The sequence below is a fragment of the Paenibacillus sp. FSL R5-192 genome (assembly GCF_000517845.1).
In the GTDB taxonomy this organism is placed as follows: domain Bacteria; phylum Bacillota; class Bacilli; order Paenibacillales; family Paenibacillaceae; genus Paenibacillus; species Paenibacillus amylolyticus.
Window position 1 is genome coordinate 184,383 of record NZ_ASPR01000048.1, and the last position, 18,612, is coordinate 202,994.

Below are 18,612 nucleotides of genomic sequence, written 5' to 3' on the forward strand. Positions count from 1 at the left end.
GGTCATGTGCGTGTTAGCCTCACGGACAAGTGGAAATGGAGGGAGCAACATGAGCACACCCGATCAACAGCGCGGGGAAGAAAGTCATAGCCACAGCAACAAGGTTAATGCTCGAAACGTCGTCCGTCGAAAGGGTCACAGTCATCTGAATATCATTCCAAATATCAGCACTCACAGTGACAACAGCCGCAGTGAAAACAACAGGAATGGCAGCATAAGCAGCGAAAAAAAAGCGGCCCGCCGTGCCACACAACACGATGTCTCGCGATCTGACAAGGCAGTCCTGCATGCAGCAGGTCGTCGCTCAATGCGGAAATCCAGACGTAAAGGCAAAAGCAGGCGCACACCCAAAGGCGCCAGGCTCTATAAACAGGGGTATACCAGAGGATACAACGAAGGTGTTCGCCAGGGACAGAGCTCGTTTGGTCTTGTTTTTGAAGGAGTTAGCATCATTATCCCCACGTACAATCAGCGGGAGTATGTGCTGCAATGTGTGTCCAGTATCGAAAAGCATACGCCTGCTCCCTACGAAATCATTGTCGTGGATAACGCCTCCAAGGATGGAACTGCCGAGGCCATGCGCCGCAAAGGCGGCATGGTGAGAGTTGCTGCCCTGGATCAGAACCGGGGGTTTGCCGGAGGTGTCAATCATGGGCTGATGATGGCGAGAGGACGACATATCATCGTGCTGAACAACGATACGCTCGTTACTCCGGGCTGGCTGGATAACATGATGACTTGTCTTGCCAGTGATTCGAAGATTGGTGTGGTGGGTCCGGTGACCAACTATATTGGCGGGGATCAGCAGATTCAGGTTCCTTACCGTGAGGTAGAAGAGATGTGGTCTTTTGCCGCCACACATAATCGTCCGGATGCAGACAAACATCGAATAACCGATCGCTTGGTCGGATTCTGCTGGCTGTTCTCACGGGAGCTGCTGGAACGGGTAGGTTATCTGGACGAAGGGTACGCGGTGGGCAATTTCGAAGATGATGACTGGATCATCCGGGTGAAGCTGGCAGGATACCAACTTGCGGTAGCCGGGGATGCTTTTATCCACCACTTTGGAAGTGTCAGTATGAAAGCCTTGGGTGAGCAAGACTTTGCTGTAGTGAATAAGGATAACGAGCAGTTTTATAGCCAAAAGTGGGGAGATCCCCATGCGCTGGTTGCCGAAACCTGCCGCTTGGCTAGACAACAAACCTCTGGTACCCCATCCGGTCAACAAGAGGAGGGTGATACAAACCCAATGGATCCGCGTCAGCGAATCTCAACGCAGGGTAGCCAAGATCCAGCATTACAGTTCAGACACAGTTATGACTTCTACCCGGAAGGTTCGTTCCTGTCCGATGCCAAAGGAGATGTCTATACATTAACTGGCGGTCGGCGGCGTAAGCTGAATATCCCAGTACCGCGTGGAATATCTCCTGTTCAGATTGCCAAACCGGACCTGCTCGCCATTCCTGCCGGAGAAGCACTGATATCAGCGGAGGACGTGCAAGGATGGCCGAGGGAATCCCAACAGGTGCATACGACAGCGGTTCATGGTTCTCACAATGGCTGGGCAGAAGGAAGTATTGTTGCCGCAGTGGATGCACCCGAGATTCGATATCAGATCAGCGGAGACAAGCGGAGACGATTTGTTTCGGTCTATGCGGCAGAACGTTGGGGTGTACATTCTGGGAATATAATCAGCGTGTCTGCGGACCAACTGAATTCGATGGAAGAAGGCTGGCCCATTATCGCCCCACCTCAACTCTTGAACCCAGATCTGTAATGTCAGGCGATCTGTTTATGCGAATCAGCAGCATGATGCGGAATGGAAAATGTAGCGGTACCCTGTGTAATCGCTCTGATTCATTCCGCATCCGAATATTACATATGAGTTGGTAGCTATATAAGTTGAACTAAAGATTATTTATACTGACACTACGATGACAGAATAACCTTCCAATCGCTGTTATCCCCAGATTTTTTCGATTCCCCTTTCTCAAGGGAAAATCCGGAGATAAAGGCGAACGCTTCGCTTTTTCAGGTTTTTTCTGTCCTCTCCGTTATCGTATAAATGATTAATTCAACTTATATAGATCACTTAAAGTATAGAGATTGAGGGAGGATAAGGGATGAAGAATTCTGTAGTCAGACAAGCCGAACAGATTGCCAGTGATTGTTTGCTGGAACAAGTAAAATGCTCACATCATATCGTGGGTAAAGGCTTTGTTAATCAGGTCTGCTTGGTGGAGACAGCAAGTCATAAAGTGGTTGTACGCATGAACGATCCAGATACATATCCCACCTTTTTGAAAGAAAAATGGTGCATCGAACGAGCAACAAGTGCCGGTATTCCTGGGCCACAGACATTATCCGTTGGGGTCAACGCTGAACATGCCTATATGATTCAAACGGTTGTGGAAGGGGACAACGGATTGGACACGACAGTGTCCACGTCTGTGATCTGGAGGAAACTCGGTGAGTACACACAACGTATGCAATCCATCCTAGTGGCAGGTTTCGGAAGGGAAATGCATGATCCCGTACAAAACAAATTTTACTCTCCCCCTCATGCAGGATCAGATGGAAGTTGGCAAGGATATGTGCAATACAATATCAATAGTCTCACGGAGCAAGATCCATTGATTGAGCTTGGTGTCATTACGATGAAGGAATCACAGCTCGTAAGGCAATGGTTCGAACAATTGAAATTGGAAAAGTTCCGCTTTGGTTTATGTCATGGTGATCTCTCCTTGAAGAATACAATCGTAAGTTCAACGGGTGAGATTACCCTTCTGGACTGGGGGAATGCGGAGGTCACCGCGGTGCCGTATGGCGATATCATTCAACTCATGCAATGCCAGCTACGGGGTGAGGGTCCTGACAAGGAAGAATTGAAAGCGTTTTTAGAAGGATATGGGACAGGCACACAAGAACAAGAGCGCGAACTGAATCAAGCGAGCCATATGTTGTTATTGAAAGCTTTTGATACCCTGAGGTGGGCTATAGATCGAAGTCCGGATCAGATCGAGTTCTACACTGATTTAGCAAAACAAGCTTTTAACCAGGTTAGGAGGGGCCAATAGCGATTCATTCCTGTAAAATAAGCCATCTTTCAAATTTATAATTTAATCTTTCTATTTGGTTATAGGTTTATTCTATTAGCAGATCCATTGACGCAGGAAGGGCACAGGAGTACATTTAGAGCCATAATTCTTATTTAACAGATGGGAATTGAAGGTCTAGGGCGTTCATATTCAATGGCCCAGATCTTGATCTTAAAACTAATCAGGAGGTATGTCGATGTCATCATCAACCAAAAAAGTCGTGCTGTGGAGCAAAACAGGCTGTCATTTCTGCGGGGAAGTGAAAGCATTTCTGACAGAGCGAAACCAGCCTTTTGAGAACATTGAAGTGCAGGGCAATGACGTGCTGCGTGATGTGCTTGAAGCAAAATATGGCATTCGGCATGTACCCGTTATTGAAGTGGGAGGGGACGGCAAGTTTGAAGCCTTGCTGGAACCTGATCTGGAGAAGCTGGCGGAACTTCTGGCACGAGCGGACGAAGCGGCAGCAGTCTAACGGGAGTGGATATATACCTTTGAAGCAAGCCGTTCCGGCTGTTGTATGATGCACGATCGCATTTGTACAGCAGCTGGAACGTTCATAAGTTATAGCTCTCTTGGGATGTAAATGGTCTTATTTACATCTTCAATGTTCATATAGAAAAAATCTATTAGTCACGCTGTTGACCCTTTTACGGGGCAGTGATAAGATTTGTGAAATTAAAACAAACCAAACTCATAGGAATAGTTAACTTTTAAGTTATTTTGCATACGTAATCAGTTCAGTTGGCCCTTGATCATTCTTTTGAAGATTCTAATCCAAGGAAGGCGGAGTGCATATGACAGCGAAACGCAGTTTGAAATTTGGAGCCATTATTCATGGGGTTGGAGGAAGCAACACCACATGGAGACACCCGGAGGTTCTGTCGGATGCCAGCGTTAACTTTGGATTCTACAAACGTCAGGCACTGAAAGCGGAGGAAGGCAAGTTCGATCTGGTCTTTATCGCAGACGGTCTGTATATTACCGAGAAATCCATTCCGCATTTCCTCAATCGCTTCGAACCAATCAGTATCCTCTCCGCTTTGGCTGCCGTTACTTCACATATTGGACTGGTAGGCACCCTCTCGACATCCTATAGTGATCCGTTCACCGTAGCCAGACAGTTCGGTTCCCTCGATCAGATCAGTGATGGCCGTGCAGGCTGGAACGTCGTGACTTCTCCGCTGGAAGGTACAGCGAAGAACTATAGTAAGAGCAGTCACCCTTCGCATCCGGAACGTTATCGCATTGCCGCGGAATATTTACAGGTAACCAAAGGGTTGTGGGACTCTTGGGAAGATGATGCCTTTGTAAGAGACAAAGAGAGCGGTGTCTTCTTTGATCCATCCAAGCTGCACACGCTTAATCATGAAGGAGAGTTTTTCTCCGTACAAGGTCCGCTCAATATTGCCCGTTCACGGCAAGGACAGCCGGTGATTTTCCAGGCAGGTTCATCGGAAGATGGCAAAACGCTGGCGGCGCAAGAAGCGGATGCTGTCTTTACCGGACACGATACGATTGAAGATGCACAGGCATTTTATAAGGATGTGAAAACACGGGCGGCTTCCTATGGACGTTCTGCACAGGATATTGTTATTCTGCCAGGCATCAATCCTATTGTTGGACAGACCGAAGAGGAAGCGGAACAGAAGTATCAGGAGATCGCAAGCCTGGTTACCATTGATAAAGCGCTGGATTATCTGGGACGTTTCTTCGAACACCATGATTTCTCCCAATATCCGCTGGATGAACCGTTCCCGGAGCTGAATGGCATTGGAAGCAACAGTTTCCGCAGTGGAACCGACAAGATCAAAAAGGATGCCAAAGAGCAAGGATTGAGCTTGCGTGAAGTGGCTCTGCGGGCAGCAACACCACGCAGCAAATTCTTGGGCACACCGGAGCAGGTCGCTGACAAGATTCAGGAATGGTTTGAGACGGAAGCAGCGGATGGCTTCATTATTGCTTCGGAGCTGCCAAGTGGATTGTCTGATTTTGTGGAACTGGTTGTTCCGATTCTGCAAGAACGCGGTCTGTATCGTACGGACTATGAACACGATACATTGCGAGGTAACCTTGGGGTACAGATTCCGGTTAACCGTTATACGGCTGCGAAGAAGCAAGTTGTATCTGATTTGGCATAACGGATAGGGAGCGAACGAGCATCTGATTTTGTCTGTTGTGTTCTCCAAACGGTAATAAAGTAATTACTACGTTTCGTACTATCTTAAAACCGACTTAACTTATAGGATATATATAGTATTGGTATAAACATCAATTTAATGACACCTGTATACACAGAGGGGGAAGCGATATGAACAGGTCTATCTCATGGATGAAATATATGGCATTGGCAGCAGTATTGGTGATGGTATTATCCGGTTGCGGAGCGGCGGGAGGCAGCACGAACAGTACGGCACAGGCTTCGGGCGGGGATCAGGCCGGGCAAGCCGAAGGAGGCAACCTGACCTTTGCACTCGCCACTTCACCGGATACGCTTGACCCTCATCGCAGTGGGCTTGCCGTAACTGTGCGTGCCATCCGGACGATCTACGATAATCTGGTCGTGCAACTGCCTGATGGTTCCATCAAACCTTGGCTTGCCACGGAATGGAGCGTATCCAAAGACGGCAAGAGTTATACGTTCAAGCTGCGTGAAGGTGTGAAGTTCCATGATGGTACACCGTTTAATGCGGAAGCCGTGAAATACAATCTGGACCGGGTGATTGACCCGGCCACCAAAGCTGCCAATTCTCTGGCCCTGATTAGACCGTATAGCTCCTCCGAAGTCATTGATGAATATACGATCAAGGTAAATCTGGAATCACCAGCGCAAGCCTTTCTCGGTAACTTGAGCCAGGCACTTCTGGGGATCGTATCCCCAACAGCTGCCCAAAAATATGGTGACCAGCTAGGTAAAAATCCGGTGGGCACAGGTCCGTATACCTTTGTAAAATGGGATGAAAATGCGGATATCGTCGTTGCCAAAAACAAGGATTACAACTGGGGACCTGAGACGGTTGAAAATAAAGCCGCGCCCCATGTGGATACGATCACATTCAAGATTGTACCGGAAGAAGCAACGCGTATCGGAAGTGTACAGAGTAGTCAGGTACTCGCTGCCGAGACGGTTCCACCGCAAAATATCGCTGCATTGAAAAACGATCCGAACCAGCAATTGTTACAGGCCAATACGGTTGGACTGCCGTACACACTCTTTTTCAATCTGCGCAAAGCGCCTTGGGACGATGTGAAAGTAAGGCAGGCAGTACAATCCGCTGTAGATGTGGAATCGATTGTCAAAACATTGTATCTGGGCAACTACGAACGAGCGTGGTCCGCACTGTCTCCTGGAATCCTGGGTTATGATGCATCGCTGGAAGGAAGCATCAACCCGGACATCAACAAAGCCAATCAACTGCTCGATGAACAAGGCTGGGTGAAAGGCGCTGACGGTATTCGTGCCAAAGACGGCCAGAAACTGACCCTGCGTTATGTCGATGGTTCGCCCAATCGGGAGAAACGCAATGACATTGCCGCCATTATCCAACAACAGTTGAAACAGGTTGGCATTGCTGTTGAAGTCGAGATTACAAAAGATATCGCAACAGTCATCTATCAGAACTGGGATTATGATCTCTATGGCAATAGTCAGGTCAATTCTGACCCAAATGCCTTGTACGCTTTCTACCATACGAGTTCAGAGGGCGAGCGTCCCACATTGTCCGGTTTGTCTGATCCGAAGATCGATGAATTGCTGGAGCAGGGAGCGGTCGAGACGGATCCTGATAAACGTGTGGAGATCTACAATCAGATCCAGCAATACCTGATTGAGCAAGCGGTAATTCTGCCGATCTATGTATTCCCTTATACCGTCGCAGCATCCAAAAAGGTCGAAGGCATCAAGTTTGATTCATTGGGTTATCCACTCTTTAACGACGTCCGCATTCAGCCCTAACAGAGGTTGTTCAAAAAGTCCACTTTTGATTACGAGTCATGCCTAATGGCATGATCAGCATCGAATATGAAATTCAGCCGAAATAAGCGGGGGGCTTACGAAGGATGTTTCCTTCGGAAACATTTCAGTTGCTCACGTAGTTTCCTACGCTCCGCTACTCCATTTCTAGCTTCATTCCATCTTCTCGGTACTGAAAACTGGTCTTTTTGAACACGCACTATAGGAACGGCCAATACAGATTCAGGAAGGAGATATCCCGGTATGGTTCAAACGATACTGTCACGACTCGCAACATCGCTTCTGGTTATTTTCGGAGCTTCGGTGCTGGTGTACTGCATCATGTATCTTCTGCCGGGTGATCCGGTTCTGCTCATGCTGGACCCGTCCTCGGCTACCCCGGAGATGATCGAGAATCTGCGGGTCCAGCTTGGACTGGATCAGCCGTTTTACATCCAGTTTGCGAACTATTTCGGTGATATGCTGCGTGGGGATTTCGGTAAATCAATGATCAATTCCGATCCAGTTCTGCCAAAAATACTGGAACATTTTCCAGCCACACTGGCTTTGACCGCACTCAGCTCAATCATTGCCATCACGATTGGAATTACACTTGGTGTACTGTCTGCGATTCATCGCAATGGCGTGATTGATTTCGTCGCAAGGCTCGTTGGACTGTTTGGCATCTCCATGCCAACCTTCTGGACGGGGATTCTGCTCATCCTGTTATTTTCAGTACAGCTTGGCTGGTTCCCGGCGATGGGTTCCGACGGATTCAGCTCACTGGTTCTTCCGGCAGCTACGTTGGGTCTCGTGGGTGCAGGGTTTATCGTACGGATGGTGCGGAACAGCATGCTGGAAGTCATCAATGAACCGTTTATCGTGGCGTTACGGGCCAAAGGACTTTCGGAACGTGCCATCATGTATGGTCATGCACTGCGTAATGCGCTTATTCCTGCAGTAACGGTAATTGGCATGCTGATCGGTGATCTGCTTGCGGGAACCGTTGTGGTGGAGACCGTCTTCTCCAGACAGGGGATCGGCCGAATTATTGCGGATGCACTAATGGCCAAGGATCTGCCAGTGGTGCAAGGGGTTGTTTTCTTTACATCCATTATCTATGTGGTCTTGAACCTGCTGGTGGATATCTCGTATTCGTACATTGATCCCCGGGTTCGGCGTGCAGTCCGCACATAATATCGGATAGAACAGTCAGAAGTGTCCTGACACGGAGTATGAAAGGAGGAGTTGTTGCTCATGAGCATGAAACCTTTGGCTGGTGACAAAAAAGCATGGGCCGGCAGTATAGGACGTATCCATCTGTGGAATCGCCGCCCTTGGCGTTATCGCGTCTCATTCGCGGTATCCCGATTATTCTTTTATGCAGCATTGCTGGTGGTGGTGTTTACCGTGGCATGTGCGATTGTACCGGGCTGGATTGCGCCCTATGATCCAACTCAGATGATGACGGATGCCATTCTGCAGGCTCCTTCTGCTGCGCATCTGTTCGGGACGGACTATTTTGGCAGGGATATCTTCAGTGTGGTTGTGCATGGAAGCAGGGATTCGCTGCTCATTGGATTTGCTTCGGTGCTTGTGGGCGGTATTGTCGGTAGTGCTCTTGGTATTATCTCCGGTTATGCCGGAGGAATTGTTGATACCGTCACGATGCGGGCTGTCGATATTCTGATGGCTGTACCCGGCGTGCTCCTTGCATTGTCTGTTGCAGCTGCTCTTGGGCCAGGACTGATGAACATTGCACTGGCTGTTGCGGTTTCCTCCATTCCGGGCTACGCACGGGTGATGCGTGGGCAGGTCATATCAGTTAAAGGTCTGCCTTTCATTACAGCGACACGTTCACTGGGCGGTTCCAATGCACGTATTTTCTGGAAACATGTACTGCCACATTCATTATCACCCCTGCTGGTCATGGCTACGCTGGGCGTAGGGACATCAATTCTTACGGGTTCCGGACTCAGTTTTCTGGGACTTGGGGTGTTGAAGGAAATACCGGATTGGGGCGCATTGCTCTCACAAGGTAGAGGTTATCTGACGGTTGCCTGGTGGATCTGTACGTTCCCGGGGCTGGCGATCACGTTGTTTGTACTGGCGGTTAATCTGATTGGAGACGATATTCGCGATCGGCTGGACCCCAAAGTAAAAGGAGCGGCTTGACCGCTATTCCAAAATATAAGAATTTATAAGTTTCACCCTATCCATTTTTATATTTCACTGCGAAACGGTAGCTGTACCACCAAAGGACGGCGACAGCCGTTTACGCTTGAGGAGGAGATATTCATGTCACATGTTGTCATTATTGCCGGATCACCTTCCAAACGTTCGCGTTTGACAGGTCTGACGGATTACAGCAGCCAAAAATTAACGGAGGCAGGCATCACTGTTGAAGTCATTCATGTTGTGGACCTGCCCGCTGAGGATCTGGTGCAAGCCCGGTTTGACAGCTCATTCATTCGTGATGCACTCGCTGTCGTGGAAGCGGCGGATGCAGTTATTGTGGCTACACCGGTATACAAGGCATCGTACTCGGGAGTGCTCAAGCTGTTCCTGGATCTGATTCCGCAAGAAGGGTTGCGGGGCAAGTTGACACTTCCGCTCGTTATCGGTGGCTCTATAGCTCATCTGCTCGCCATTGATTATGCATTGAAACCTGTTCTGGCAGCCCTTGGTGGAAGACATATCTTGGGTGGCGTGTATGCTGTGGATCAGGGAATTGAACGATTGGATGATGGAAAATTTGTACTCTCGGCAGATGTGACTACACGTTTGGATCGCTCGCTGGATGAATTGATATTGACACTGGAAAAGGATGGGATTACGATATCATAAAACCAAGTAAGTGTATTGGATAAATCAATATAAGATCAAACGTCTGCGGACGTGGATACGGAGGCGCTCATGAATATCGAGAATATTGAAGCATTTGTATATATCAATCATTATGGAAGCTTCAATAAGGCTGCCGAAGTACTCTTCTTGTCCCAACCTTCGGTCACAGCTCGCATTCAGTCACTGGAAAGGGAGCTGGGCTGCAAGTTGTTTGATCGGCTTGGCAAACAAATTGTGCTGACAGATGAAGGTCGGAAATTCCTGCCATATGCGCAGCAAGTGCTGCAAGTGATTCAGAAGGGCAAGCAGAAGATTCAGCAACGGCGATCAACACCGGATGCTCTTCGACTTGGTAGTACAGTATCGGTATCCAACTATGTCATTCCCGATTTTTTACCCAAGATCAAGGAAGCTTACCCCGAAATTAATATCAAATTGACGACCGCAACGACGGATCAGCTGATTGCCAAACTGCTTGGTCAGGAGATCGATCTTGCTTTTGTGCGCAAGGTCATGCATCCTGCGATCCGTACGGTTGCTTTTTATGAAGATCCGATCCAGCTCTATGTGTACAAAGGGCATCCATTCATTGAGAGCGGGCATGTCAGCATGGAAGCTATCCGGAATGAGCAACTGGTCTTTTTTGAATGTGGTTCACTGGACTGGCTTCGCATTCACCGGGCTTTCGACTCGCTGGAACATCCGCCGAATATTACATACCATGTCGATAATTCGGAGACGGCGAAGAAACTGGTTATGCAAGGGGCAGGCATTGCCTTTCTCCCGGGACTCACGGTGAAGAAGGAAGTGCAGAATCAGGAGCTGTTCCCCATTCAGGTACATGAGGTAGCAGGTGTATCGTTGCAGATCAGCGTCGTTACTTTAAAAGAAGAATATTCGCCATTGGCAGAGCCCTTCGGGGAACTGCTGCGGAAGTTATAGAGCGTCTAACGTTGAATCTGACTTTTACACCAAAACGGAGAGTGCAGAACCAATCTGAAGAAGCGAAGCGTGATCGGAAGATGGTACTGCAATCGGAGTGATAAAGTGTAAGATCTCAAGTTCAACTTAATAGTGATCCAAGAACAGAGGTTCAGCACAATCAAGGAGGAGAAGGATATGAGTATTCGTGTTGGCATTTTGGATCAGACTCCCATCTATGAAGGGGAAACGGCGGTGGATGCTTTTCGGCATACGATTGAGCTGGCACAGCGGGCAGAGCAACTTGGATTCCATCGGTTCTGGGTGTCGGAGCACCATGATTCAGGGCATGTTGCAGGTTCCTCCCCGGAAGTACTCATCTCCCACTTGCTTGCGCATACCAAGCGGATTCGGCTGGGGTCTGGCGGAGTAATGCTCCAGCATTATAGTCCATACAAAGTCGCCGAGAATTTCAATATCCTCGCCGCGCTCGGACCAGGAAGAGTTGACCTGGGAATCGGTCGTGCACCAGGCGGGTTACCACGTTCGACACAGGCGTTGCAGGAAGGTATTCAGGAAGCCGCATCTCTTCAAGAGAAAATTGTTCAGGTGAAACGATACATCCACAATGAGCCGCTTGAAGATCAGTCGCATCCACTTGCAGGTCTCAGCGCTTCGCCAGTGTCGGACATTCCAGCGGAGCTGTACGTACTTGGAGCAAGTGTCGATAGTGCGGGCATGGCTGCGGAACTGGGACTCCCATATGTCTTTTCACTGTTCATTAACAGTAATATAGAGGTAGCGCTTCAAGCGATCCGTGTATATCGTGAACAATTTGATCGTTCCCAGGGACGAGAGCCCTACGCTGCACTAGCCATATCGTTAATTGTGGCCGAGAGTGAGGAGGAAGCGGAAGGACTTGCGAGCGAGCATATGCTGGTGAAGATCCATCTGGAGAGTGGGAAAGTACTCACTGTCGGTTCTGTGGAACAGGCGGAAGAATTCGGCCGTCAATCAAACGAAACCTATCGGATCGAGATTTTGGAGCCAAGTGTGACCCGGGGTACGAAGGAAAGCGTAGGTCAGGCACTGCTGAAGTTCCAGCAGGAGTTTGCTGTGGAAGAGTTCATTGTGACTACAGCTACACGGGACTTTACCAAGCGAATTCGTTCATTCGAATTGTTGCGTGAGATTCTGGCAGAGCAGGGACTCAGTGAATTTGCACTGGAATCCAAGGAACAGGAAGCTGCAATCGGATAGAGTTAGGCAGTTAATATAACAGTGAATATATACGAATGGGAGGCCATGTGATGAAAAGTGATCTGGAACAGCCCAAGCAGCATTCTGACCAACAAGTACAGGGCCCCGAGCATGAACTTCACGGTGAACGGGCGGAAGAATTCGTGGAAAGATTAATCACCATTCGGCGACATCTGCATCGTAACCCGGAATTGTCCGGCGAGGAAAAGGAGACGACGGCAGCCATTCGCAGTTGGCTGGAAGAGGAAGGCGTCCGTATTGCAGACGAATATGCGCTGCGGACAGGGCTTGTCGCTGAAGTGGGTCAAGGGGACGGTCCTGTTGTCGCCCTAAGAGCAGATATTGATGCGTTGCCCATTCAGGAAGAGACAAAGCTGGAATTTTCCTCCCAGGTAGATGGAAAGATGCACGCATGCGGACATGACGCACACACGGCAATTCTGATCGGTGCTGCACGATTACTGAAACAGCGCGAGTCCATCCTACCGGGAAAAGTACGGTTGATATTCCAGCCATCAGAGGAAAAAGCAACGGGTGCTCGGCAAGTGATCCAGAGCGGCGCATTATCCGATGTTCGGGCCGTATTTGGGTTGCATAACAAGCCTGATCTCCAGGTAGGTACGGTGGGCATTCGGGAAGGCGCATTGATGGCAGCAGCAGACGGTTTTGTTGTCAAAGTGGAAGGTGTAGGCACCCATGCAGCTGTGCCTGAAGCCGGCATTGATCCAATTGTGGTTGCCGCACATATTGTTACGGCATTACAGGCCATTGTGAGTCGCAATGTGGGAGCACAGGAGAGTGCTGTAATCAGTGTCACCAAGCTCCACAGTGGCACAGCCTGGAACGTTATTCCGGATGAAGCGATTCTCGATGGCACAGTGCGTACCTTTGATGAGAAAGTGCGTGCACGGATTCGCGAGCGTTTCAATCAGGTAGTCGCCGGTGTGGCGGCAGCCTATGGCACACGGGCTACGGTCCGCTGGATTCAGGGACCTCCTGCCGTGGTCAACGATGAGTCTCTGGCATCTGCGGCGGAGCAAGTTGCAAGTGAGATTGGATTAAACAGTTTTAGACCGCTACCTTCTCCAGCAGGTGAGGACTTCTCTTTTTATCAAAAAGAAGTTCCCGGCCTGTTCCTCTTCCTGGGCACCTCTGGCCCGCATGAGTGGCATCACCCTGGCTTTGATGTGGATGAACGGGCTCTGTCGCTGGGAGCACATCTTCTGGCTGCACTGGCTGAGAAAGCACTGCACAATGTGCAAGCACATCAAGAGTGATGAGTACAGTGAATCACTGGATCATATCCAGATCGAAACGGTTCCGTTCGACGGCAACCGTTTTTCGTATTCCCTTTTTTAGTGAGAGCGAGGTAGGAACGACGATTCGTTGAATCTTATCAGATGGTGTAATTATGGCTAGGGCTGGCGTAGAAGCGTCAGCTCTGTTTGGGTTTTCTTACAGGAGGTGCAGCTAAAGGTATTATGAAATTTTATTTTTTTAAATGGAAATATTTGTTGACGCTCCCCAAAAAGATGTGCTATATTTTTCTCGACCTTTAATCGTAATAATTACTATTAGATAAAAAAGAAGAACAGGAGTAGTCGCTGCGATGAAACAGGAGATCGATTTTATCAAGTTCAGTCCCACCCAAAACATGACGATTCTGGTTAAAACGGATCATGCAGCCGAGAAATATAATCATATTGCAACTCGTCTAATGTCGTATGATAACGTTTACGCTGAACAAGTGGGATTCATTGAACCAACGAGGAGATCGGAAGCTGCTGCCCGTCTGGAAATGGCCGGAGGAGAGTTCTGTGGCAATGCCTGTATGGCACTTGCAGCACACCACGCATCTGAAGCAGGACTGGCACATCAGGAGTCTATGGACATCATGCTGGAGGTTTCCGGAACCGATCAATTGATCATGTGCCATGTGAAGAAACAGCAGAACGAATATGACTGCCAGGTAACCATGCCGATACCAAAGCAGATCGAACAACGAACAATCCGATACGAAGGCATCGAGCTCGATATGGTGATCATCCGGTACGCTGAGTTCATCCATATCGTGATCGAAGTCGATGACTTCAACGATACGATGAAGAAGAGGGCACAGACCCTTGCAAGGTTACTGGGACTAACCCTGGGAGATAAGCTGATCGGTATCTTGTTATATCAATCACACTTGGAAGAAATGGCCCCACTCATCTATGTTCCGGAGCTGGATAGTCTGATCTGGGAGAGAGGGTGTGGTTCGGGTACGGCCTCCGTCGGAGCGTATCTGGCATGGAGCCAGCAGAGGCAGATTACGCAGTACATCAAGCAGCCTGGTGGTGCGATCAAAGTGGCGGCCCAGTGGAATGGCGCAGAACTTGGGAGTATTACGATTGAGGGATCTGTTGGCATCGTGGCTCAGGGCAAAGCCTTCATAGATGCTCCAGCAGAATGGAGCGTTGTAAACGCATGAGGTACATGATACATGATCGAGACAACGTATAGGGGGAAAAGAAATGATCACATTGGTCCATTTTCAGACATGTTTGAGTGAATTTGCAGAGAAATTCGATAAGCTCGCGAGCAAGTATGATCATACGATTCAGCATAGTGCAGAGCTGGAAGCTGTGATCAATGACTACTCCCGCTTTGTGACCGATCAGGACAATAAGGCAGCATGGGAACAGTTGGAGCATTCCGAGCTGGAAGAGCTTGATTCGCTTGTGTGGGCGTTAAGAAATAAATCCGCCCAGTGTGTGGCGATCATGGAGAAATATCGTGCATTAAAGTTAGAGAACGGGGATGTGCAGATTGCCGATTATTTCAAAAATATAGAAGAGTGTATCGATAAAGAATTCGGCAGCTTCCATGTCACCTCCGATTCCAACGTATTGTTGGTAGGCTCCGGTTCCTTCCCCATGACACCATTACTCATCGCCAAGCGAACAGGTGCACAGGTCGTCGGGATCGATATTGATGAAGAATCCATTAGACTCGGACAGAAGGTGGTGGAGACGCTGGGCGCGGGTTTGAAGATTCGTTTGGAGTCAACATTGCTGGAGAATCTGGAGTATACCAAGGAAGCAACCCATATCATTTTCAGCTCTACGGTGGCCCCTAAATATGAGCTGCTTGATCAACTGCATGCCCTGACGAATGCACAGGTGGTTGTAGCCATGAGATACGGTGATCAGTTGAAGTCCTTGTTCAATTATCCGATGAGAGAGACGGACAGCAACAAATGGAAGCTGGTGGATACGATCCTGCGCCCGGATGATGTGTTTGATATTGCGTTGTATCAAAAAGCATAGGTATGCAAGTGCATCCAAGTGCGTCCAAATGGATTACAGATTGAACATTGAATTAAGGAGGCTTATATGAGCAATCTTCAGCGAATTCTGATACTCGGAACCGGACCTGCATCCATTCAGCTTGCGGTAACGCTCAAAGATCATCTCAACTGCTGTATAGGCATTACGGGGAGACAATCGGTTCGTTCAGCGTCTGTATTCGCAGCCCTCGAACAGAGCAATGGGCGTATTCAGGTCAGCATTCAAAATGAGAAACATCAATCGCTCGCAGGTGAGTGTTACGTTGATCATGTGTTCAAGGGATATGACACCATTGATGGTAAATGGGATACACTTATTTTGGCGGTTACCACCGATGCGTATATCGATGTACTGGAACAAATGAATGATGAATTCATCAAACAACTGAAATGTATCATTTTGATTTCTCCAACGTTTGGGTCGAATCGACTCGTGACCCATTATATGAGAGAGCGGAATGCAGCGCCGGAAGTGATCAGTTTCTCTACCTACCTTGGAGATACCCGTTGGATGCACGTACATCCGTCGAATCATGTGATTACTACAGGGGTCAAAAAAAAGGTCTATGTCGGTTCCACTCGTTACCCGTCTGAACAGGTTAGTAAGCTACGCCAAGGTTATGAGCGTTTGGGTGTTGCGCTGGAAGTGATGCGATCCCCACTGGAGGCGGAAACGAGAAATATCTCGTTGTACGTACATCCACCCTTGTTCATGAATGACTTCTCATTAGAATACATCTTCGGAGCTCCAGATACTCAGAAATACGTATACAAGATGTATCCTGAAGGTCCGATTACACAAGTTTTGATACGGGAAATGCGGGCACAGTGGCAGGAGATTAAGAATATTACGGACCGACTCCATATCCAGGGAGTGAACCTGCTTCAATTCATGACGGATGACAACTATCCGGTTCGATTAGAGAGTATATCACGCCAGGATATCGAGAATTTCAATCAGCTGCAGGTCATTCATCAGGAGTATTTATTATACATACGGTACGCCTCATTATTGATTGATCCATTCTCGGAACCCAATTCGGAAGGGAAATATTTCGACTTTTCAGCAGTCCCATTCCGCAAAACGTTCATGAACCGCGAAGGGGAACTAGATATTCCCCGCATGCCCAAGGAAGATTACTACCGCATCAAAATCATTCAGGGTATTGCCAGACATCTCGATGTGAGCTGTCCAACGATTGATCAATTTATCGCCAGATTTGAAGCGAAGATTCAGGAAATGACTGACGCACATTCGGATCAACGCTTGTCCGAAGCCTTTGCGATCCAATCCTTTGAAGAGGATATCCGCATGATCTGCACCGGACTTTGAGTAATAGGGTCTGATTACATTTAAATAATGCAAATTAAATTTTGTTTTACACAGTAACGGGGGGGGGGCAGAAAGAACCTGAAGAAGCGAAGCGTTCGCCTTTATCACCGGATTTTCTCTTTGGAAAAGAGATCAAAAAAATCTGGGGATAACAGCGATCGGAAGGTTGTTCTGACCACGTAGTGGTCTTGTGTAAAGTTTGAATTTTAATTTGCTCATCAGGAGGAAATGTTGTGAAAAAGGGTCTTACTTTTACATCTATACTATTGCTGGTGTCAGCCATTGCGCTGCTCGCCGGATGCGCTCAGAACACAACAGAGAAAGAGGGCGCCCAAACGGAGTCTGTAAATAGCCAGGTAGAAACAGAACTTATCTATGCTTCTGCCAAAGATATTAATGATATGAACCCCCATCTGTATACAGGTTCCATGCCTGCGCAAGGGATGGTATATGAGTCTCTGGTGGAAAACACACCTGACGGCATCAAGCCATTGCTGGCGGAATCATGGGATATCTTGGAGGATGGCAAGACCTATACCTTTCATCTGCGACAAGATGTGAAATTCCATGATGGGGAGCCGTTCAACGCACAGGCGGTCAAACAAAATATCGATGCCGTTCAGGCCAATGCCGAAAAACATGCCTGGATCAAGCTGTCTACCAAAATCACAAGTGTAAAAGTTATAGATGAGCATACGGTGGAGCTGACGCTGTCGGAAGCCTATTATCCGGCACTGGTGGAATTGTCCATGACAAGACCTTACGTCTTCATATCACCCAAGGATTTCAAGGATGGAGGAACCAAAGACGGAGTAAGTGGTTTCCACGGCACAGGACCTTACAAGCTTACTGCTCATAAAGTTGAAGAGAATGCCACGTTTGAAGCCAATGAAGACTATTGGGGTGGTGCACCTGCAATCAAGAAAATCACATCCAAGGTTCTTCCCGCAGGTGAAACAACATTCCTGGCATTGCAAAAAGGAGAGATCAACTTTGTGTTCACCGATGACCGGGGAGCAGATAGCATCGATGTCGAGGCCATGGACCAATTAGCTGAATCTGGTGGTTATCAAGTGGTTCGAAGCGAAGCGATGAATACCAATATGATCGTAGCCAATAGCAGTCGCCAGAATAGTCCAGTTCAGGAAACGGCAGTGCGGGAAGCGCTATGGGTTGGCATTGATCGGGAAACGATTAGTAAAGATATCTTTAACGGAACGCAGACTGTAGCAGACACGCTATTTTCAGCCAATGTCAATTACGCCAAGGTAGACCTTAAGAAACGGGAGTATGATCCGGAATTGGCTAAAAATCTTCTGGACCAAGCTGGCTGGACATTGGCAGATGGTAAAGGGGTGAGAACGAAGAACGGTCAGCCTTTAGCCATGAAATTATACTATGACAGCAACTCGTCTTCACAGAAAATACAGGCTGAATTGATCCAGTATTCGATGAAAGAATTGGGTGTTCAGCTTGAGATCGGTGGCGAAGAATCCACTTCCATTGCGAATCGGAGAGCTACCGGGGAATATGATCTGCTCTTTAATCAAACCTGGGGGCTGGCTTATGATCCACAGAGTACCATTGCAGCATTTACGTCTGATTCGGCATACAAGCATACAACAAGCGGAATTGCCCAAGCAGATGAACTTTATCAGAAAATTGATGCGGTTATGGTTTCCACGGATGAGGCTTCACGCCAATCCCTGTATGCCGACATTATGAAGATCGTCCATGATGAAGCAGTCTTCATCCCGATTACCAACGGACGTGTTACCGTAGTCGCTCCCGAGAATCTTAATGGAATCTCATTCAAGCAGACTCAATATGAACTACCTTTTGAACAAATGAATTTTAAATAGAGCGGAGATGG

The 18,612-nt window shown here is 48.2% G+C and carries 15 protein-coding genes; all 15 read left to right on the forward strand.

Annotation, left to right across the window (positions count from 1 at the left end):
- Nucleotides 1-49: 49 nt before the first annotated feature.
- The 15 genes from C161_RS24485 (at nt 50) to cntA (ending at nt 18,601) form a co-directional block, all read left to right on the forward strand.
- Complete coding sequence (locus C161_RS24485; protein ID WP_051449922.1) at nt 50-1,777, forward strand: glycosyltransferase family 2 protein; 1,728 nt, start codon at nt 50-52, stop codon at nt 1,775-1,777.
- A 346-nt stretch (nt 1,778-2,123) separates the two neighbouring features.
- Entirely contained in the window at nt 2,124-3,077 is a 954-nt protein-coding gene (locus C161_RS24490; protein ID WP_036673419.1) for an aminoglycoside phosphotransferase family protein, read from the forward strand.
- Nucleotides 3,078-3,294: 217 nt separating this feature from the next.
- Entirely contained in the window at nt 3,295-3,573 is a 279-nt protein-coding gene (locus tag C161_RS24495) for a glutaredoxin family protein (RefSeq protein ID WP_036605813.1), read from the forward strand.
- A gap of 322 nt (nt 3,574-3,895) precedes the next feature.
- Complete coding sequence (locus C161_RS24500; protein WP_036605814.1) at nt 3,896-5,239, forward strand: LLM class flavin-dependent oxidoreductase; 1,344 nt, start codon at nt 3,896-3,898, stop codon at nt 5,237-5,239.
- Between the two features lie 170 nt (nt 5,240-5,409).
- Entirely contained in the window at nt 5,410-7,053 is a 1,644-nt protein-coding gene (locus C161_RS24505) for an ABC transporter substrate-binding protein (RefSeq protein WP_036673421.1), read from the forward strand.
- 261 nt (nt 7,054-7,314) lie between these two features.
- Nucleotides 7,315-8,247, forward strand: a complete 933-nt coding sequence (locus C161_RS24510; RefSeq protein ID WP_036605816.1) for an ABC transporter permease — start codon at nt 7,315-7,317, stop codon at nt 8,245-8,247.
- 60 nt (nt 8,248-8,307) lie between these two features.
- Nucleotides 8,308-9,225, forward strand: coding sequence for an ABC transporter permease (locus tag C161_RS24515; protein ID WP_156946160.1), 918 nt, complete (start codon nt 8,308-8,310; stop codon nt 9,223-9,225).
- Nucleotides 9,226-9,348: 123 nt separating this feature from the next.
- The gene (ssuE, locus tag C161_RS24520) at nt 9,349-9,897 is read left to right on the forward strand and encodes an NADPH-dependent FMN reductase (protein ID WP_036605818.1); all 549 of its coding nucleotides are present in this window, start codon (nt 9,349-9,351) and stop codon (nt 9,895-9,897) included.
- Between the two features lie 69 nt (nt 9,898-9,966).
- Complete coding sequence (locus C161_RS24525; RefSeq protein WP_036673424.1) at nt 9,967-10,839, forward strand: LysR family transcriptional regulator; 873 nt, start codon at nt 9,967-9,969, stop codon at nt 10,837-10,839.
- 177 nt (nt 10,840-11,016) lie between these two features.
- Nucleotides 11,017-12,078, forward strand: a complete 1,062-nt coding sequence (locus C161_RS24530; protein WP_036673426.1) for an LLM class flavin-dependent oxidoreductase — start codon at nt 11,017-11,019, stop codon at nt 12,076-12,078.
- A 50-nt stretch (nt 12,079-12,128) separates the two neighbouring features.
- On the forward strand, nt 12,129-13,355 hold the full coding sequence (locus C161_RS24535; RefSeq protein ID WP_036673428.1) for an amidohydrolase: 1,227 nt from the start codon (nt 12,129-12,131) through the stop codon (nt 13,353-13,355).
- A gap of 332 nt (nt 13,356-13,687) precedes the next feature.
- The gene (locus C161_RS24540; protein ID WP_036673430.1) at nt 13,688-14,548 is read left to right on the forward strand and encodes a diaminopimelate epimerase; all 861 of its coding nucleotides are present in this window, start codon (nt 13,688-13,690) and stop codon (nt 14,546-14,548) included.
- 43 nt (nt 14,549-14,591) lie between these two features.
- On the forward strand, nt 14,592-15,386 hold the full coding sequence (locus C161_RS24545) for a class I SAM-dependent methyltransferase (protein ID WP_036673431.1): 795 nt from the start codon (nt 14,592-14,594) through the stop codon (nt 15,384-15,386).
- Between the two features lie 66 nt (nt 15,387-15,452).
- Nucleotides 15,453-16,739, forward strand: a complete 1,287-nt coding sequence (locus C161_RS24550; protein ID WP_036673432.1) for an opine metallophore biosynthesis dehydrogenase — start codon at nt 15,453-15,455, stop codon at nt 16,737-16,739.
- A gap of 233 nt (nt 16,740-16,972) precedes the next feature.
- A complete protein-coding gene (gene cntA, locus C161_RS24555; protein WP_084650475.1) occupies nt 16,973-18,601 on the forward strand; it encodes a staphylopine-dependent metal ABC transporter substrate-binding lipoprotein in 1,629 nt (542 codons plus the stop codon).
- Nucleotides 18,602-18,612 lie beyond the last annotated feature (11 nt).